Origin of the sequence: Priestia filamentosa (assembly GCF_900177535.1) — a bacterium.
Taxonomy (GTDB): domain Bacteria; phylum Bacillota; class Bacilli; order Bacillales; family Bacillaceae_H; genus Bacillus_I; species Bacillus_I filamentosa.
This window is the reverse complement of sequence record NZ_FXAJ01000028.1, coordinates 1-2,708: the sequence shown is the minus strand read 5'-3', so window position 1 is coordinate 2,708 and position 2,708 is coordinate 1. Positions and strand designations below refer to the sequence as shown.

General features: G+C 33.6%; 3 protein-coding genes. 1 reads left to right on the top strand and 2 read right to left on the bottom strand.

Going from position 1 to position 2,708, the window contains the following annotated elements:
• On the bottom strand, positions 1 to 287 hold a 287-nt coding region (locus B9N79_RS25715; RefSeq protein WP_139814856.1), incomplete at its 3' end, for a DUF421 domain-containing protein.
• Between the two features lie 105 nt (positions 288 to 392).
• Positions 393 to 851, bottom strand: a complete 459-nt coding sequence (locus B9N79_RS25710; protein WP_123796591.1) for a CBO0543 family protein — start codon at positions 849 to 851, stop codon at positions 393 to 395.
• Between the two features lie 417 nt (positions 852 to 1,268).
• On the opposite strand from B9N79_RS25710, the gene B9N79_RS25705 reads away from it, so the two are divergent.
• On the top strand, positions 1,269 to 2,117 hold the full coding sequence (locus B9N79_RS25705) for an STAS domain-containing protein (RefSeq protein WP_046218420.1): 849 nt from the start codon (positions 1,269 to 1,271) through the stop codon (positions 2,115 to 2,117).
• Positions 2,118 to 2,708: the final 591 nt, after the last annotated feature.

The window sequence follows — 2,708 nt, the reverse complement described above, 5'->3', positions numbered from 1 at the left end:
TGTCCATTTTGGATTACTGTTTTCGATTTACCTGTCAAAAACTTTTCGAATGCATTAGATTTTACTTGTATATATTCTAAAACAACAATAGCAAGAGTAAAGACAGCTGCTCCTCCAATGGCTTTCATCATACTTTTTTCCACAATGGGTTGAACAATAATTGTACCTAGAGAAATCATGACGACAGTTTGAGGTAGTGTCATTTGCGAAATCGATTTTCTTCCAGCAATTCGTAATAAAAAAATACCAGCTAAAATAAGAATGGCGGATTGCCATATAAAATTCATTGTATCCTCCTTTTTCAAAACGTTTTATTTTTAGAATGGATAAGTAAAGAGAATTTATACGTAAAGGGATATATAGAAGGTGCTCTTTTAGGATACCGTCATCTTTTATAATTCTTTAAATTTTTCTCGAGAAGCAATGTAAGAGGCCGCCATATAAATAAGAATTAAGATAGGAAATGAGTAGATGTATTTCCACTGCAAGGGTTTATAGACACCAAGCCAAGTAAGTAAAGGAAGTCCTACAAAAGAGGCAATGGCTGCATAAATAATGGCTTTTGTAATGGGACGAACGTGAGGCTTTATTTGAATAAAAGTCATCATGGAAATCGGTAATACAATGAGGTCCCAAGGAAAATAATTATGAGTGAAAGGTAATACCTCATATCGATAATCCCATAAGCCTAAAAAGTCCCCTATCATATCAAGGAAAGAAGAGAAGATGGCAATAAAGAGGCCTGTATATAAAAGACGGTGCGTACTTTCTTTTTTTCTAAATTTTATCCAGAAACCAATAAATAAAACCATGAGGAGAAAACCGAACCACCATCTCCAACTAAAGAGCATATAATTCATCCAAATATGAAGTTTTTCATCATTTAATTGATTTTGTTGATTTATAAGCTAATCATACATCGATTGTTTATCGTTCATTCCTTTTCCTTCCTTATATGGGATAGTACCTTAGCTATATGTCACTTACCTTAATAGCATACCCGCCTTTTCTCCTCGTCATAAACACAGGAAAAGTTACTCCTTTTAGAGGTAGATTTATGTGTAATGTAAACTAGAAGTGTATAGGTTATACAAGATGTTTTATTTAATTATTAAGAAAAAGAAAGGAATTAAGTTATTTTTTCGAAAAAATAAGAACTGAGTAAACTTCTTTCTTTTTCTTATCATTGGTACAATTAGGCTATAACCTATATACTTACTATAGATCTAAATCCTTAGAATGAATGATAACAAGGAGATTATTCAACTATGCATAAGAACAATTCACTCTATCACTTTTTACTAGAAAGAGCACGCTTATTAACAGAACAGTGGTATGAAGCTTTAGATAAAGATGATTCCTCTGGCGTATATGCGTCGGATGATCCTAAAGGTGTTGAAATGGTAAAGAAACAAAATTATGAATTTCATGTACGTTTTTGTAGAGTATTTGATGAATCTTGTTCTGAAGAGGAGTTCTTATCCTCTTTTGATGAATGGATTTGTAAAACTTCTGGGGAACAAGAACATCAACGTACACCCAATCACTTGATATTACGAGAGTTCTTTAATATTCAAGAACAGTATCTAGATTACGTGAAAGAATTCGTAGAGGAGAGTCCCGAGACCTATTCTCCAGAAACGATTAACAGATGGAAACATAAGATTATTGATAACTTCACTTATGTGATGCTAGCTTTCGCAGAACAAAGCTATAAGTATACGGAAGAACGTTTAGCTGCTCAAAAAGAGATGATCTATGAATTAAGCTCTCCGGTTATTTCCCTTAGTGAAGACCTTGCTCTTCTTCCTCTTGTGGGAGATATTGATACCGATCGAGCCCAGAAGGTAATGGAAAATACGTTACAACAATGTTCTAGTCAACAAGTAAAGCACCTACTGATTGACCTATCTGGTGTACTGATTATCGATACGATGGTGGCCCATCAACTCTTCCAATTAATCAAAGCTTTAAAATTAATTGGTGTAACCTGTACACTTTCAGGCATTCGACCTGAAATCGCTCAAACGGCTATCCAAATCGGAATTGATTTTGATGACTTATCCGTCGTTTCCAGTATTCATCAAGCTTTAGCTCAACGCCATTTACTTCAGTAAAAAGACATTTGTTAATTTATGTTTTTTTACTACCTGTAACATATTTTATATAAACTAACTTTGTATACCGTATACAATCTAAAATACAGGAAAACCTACTGAACCTCGGGACTGACCCCATGTACAGTAGGTTTTTCTGTTACAAAATTAGATGCCTTGGGGTGCTACATCGCATCCTGAGTAGTTTGCTCAAGATATAAGATTTTATAAATAAAATCATGTTTTTAGGATAAGGTAAAAAGAAAAAAGGAATGTGTGTGAAATGAAACGCTATAAACTTTGTTTAATCGGAATGTTAATCGTTCCGTGGTTTTCGCTTCCACTCCTAGGAAAACAAACGTTTAAAAAGTTTTTCCTTTCTTCTTTAGGTATTAATCTTTTAGCATTAGGGGAAAGCTTTATAGCTCATGAAAAAAAATTATTTTGGTTTTACAAAAGACTTCATCCTAAGCTTCTAGGGGACATACCACTCATATTTGGACCCTTTATAGTTGGGAGTCTATGGATTTTCAAATTCACATATGGCCATTTTTTTAGATATATGGTCACTAATATAACGGTTGATTCCTTTTTTGTATACATAGTGATGGA

Excerpts from the sequence above, each read along its gene's own strand:
- B9N79_RS25710 (WP_123796591.1), bottom strand. The coding sequence starts at position 851 with ATGCTCTTTAGTTGGAGATGGTGGTTCGGTTTTCTCCTCATGGTTTTA.
- B9N79_RS25705 (WP_046218420.1), top strand. The coding sequence starts at position 1,269 with ATGCATAAGAACAATTCACTCTATCACTTTTTACTAGAAAGAGCACGC.